Source organism: Rhizobacter sp. P2_D12 (assembly GCF_056404395.1).
In genome coordinates this window covers 1-1,516 of record NZ_JBFUEB010000286.1, presented here as the reverse complement: position 1 = coordinate 1,516, position 1,516 = coordinate 1, and the positions used below count along the sequence as shown (strand labels likewise).

The following is a 1,516-nucleotide window of genomic DNA, read 5'->3' as shown; positions in this document are numbered from 1 at the left end:
GGCCTGGCGCGGGCCTGGCGCAGCCAGGTGCGTAACCATGGCAGCCAGCTGACCAGCCGCGCGCTGGCAGACATGGGCGGGCATCTGTCGCCGGCCATGCTCGCTGCGGGGCAACAGGGCCAGGTCGTGCACCAGCCCCAGCTGCTCGCGACGCACCAGGATGCCTGGCGCTTCACGGTGCATGGCGCCGGCGACAAGCCGCAGCACCTGGCTGTGGTGGCCGACGAGGCCGACAAGCCCCCCGGCCGCCGCCGCCGTTCGCGCGCCGCGCTGCACCTCGAACTCGAACTGGCCGACGGCAGCGCCGTCGTGATCCTGGTCGAACCGACGCCACAGGGCCTGGTGATCGATGTCTGCGCGCCCGATGCAAGTGCGCTTACGCGCCTGCGCTGGCTGCAGCCCGAACTCGACGCCGTGCTCAAGCGCGCCGGCCTGACGGTGCTGCGCTGGGGCTTTCGCGATGCCCTGCCCCCCGGGCGCAGCCACGCGATGATTGCCAACGCCGAAGAGGCTGCGCAAGCGCTGACGCCGGCCGTGTTCCGCGCCGTGGCCGAACTGGCACTGCTGCTGCCCGCCGAGCGCGAGCGCAGCTGACTGATCGAGCCGGCTGAGCAGCGCGCCGCCCCGGGCGCTGCCCCGACTACAATGGCGCTTGTCTTCACGCATTCGCCTTTTCAATGACACGCTGCAGATGCACGCGGCCATCCGCGCCGCTGCCGGTGAGCGCACCGGCATGACCCTATCCCAGACCCCGGCCCCGGCGCCCTCGGCCAACGACGCTGCGCCGCCGCCATCGGCGTTCGGGCCGATGCGCGCCCCCGTGTTCCGCATGCTGTGGCTGACCTGGCTGATCGCCAACACCTGCATGTGGATGAACGACGTGGCCGCCGCCTGGATGATGACGTCGCTGACGACCGCCCCGATCTGGGTCGCGCTGGTGCAGACCGCATCGATGCTGCCCGTGTTTTTGCTCGGCCTGCCCAGCGGTGCACTGGCCGATATCCTCGACCGGCGGCGCTACTTCATCATCACGCAGTTCTGGGTCGCCGTCGTGGCCACGATCCTGTGCGCGGTGATCCTGGCCGACGCCATCACGCCGCCGGTGCTGCTGGCGCTCACCTTCGCCAACGGCATCGGCCTGGCCATGCGCTGGCCCGTGTTTTCGGCGATCGTGCCCGAACTGGTGCCGCGCGCGCAGCTGCCGGCGGCACTGGCCTTAAATGGCGTGGCGATGAACGCGTCGCGCATTGCCGGGCCGCTGGCGGCCGGCGCCATCATCGCGAGCCTGGGCAGCGCGTATGTATTCGTGCTCAATGCGGTGCTGTCGGTGATTTCCGGCTTCGTGATCATGCGCTGGCGCCGCACGCACGTGCCAAGTCCGCTGGGGCGCGAGCGGATCGGCGGCGCAATGCGCGTCGGCCTGCAGTTTGCCCGGCACTCCAACCGCGTGAAAGCCGTGCTGGCGCGGGTGGCGGCGTCGTTCTTTCACTCCACCGCGCTGATGGCGCTGCTGCCG

The 1,516-nt window shown here is 70.6% G+C and carries 2 protein-coding genes; both read left to right on the top strand.

Going from position 1 to position 1,516, the window contains the following annotated elements; translation table 11 throughout:
- Positions 1 to 594: hypothetical protein (locus AC1DYN_RS32485; protein ID WP_477966913.1), on the top strand; the 594-nt coding region annotated here is incomplete at its 5' end.
- A gap of 139 nt (positions 595 to 733) precedes the next feature.
- Positions 734 to 1,516 (top strand): MFS transporter (locus tag AC1DYN_RS32480; protein WP_477966911.1); only part of this gene is annotated, 783 nt, incomplete at its 3' end.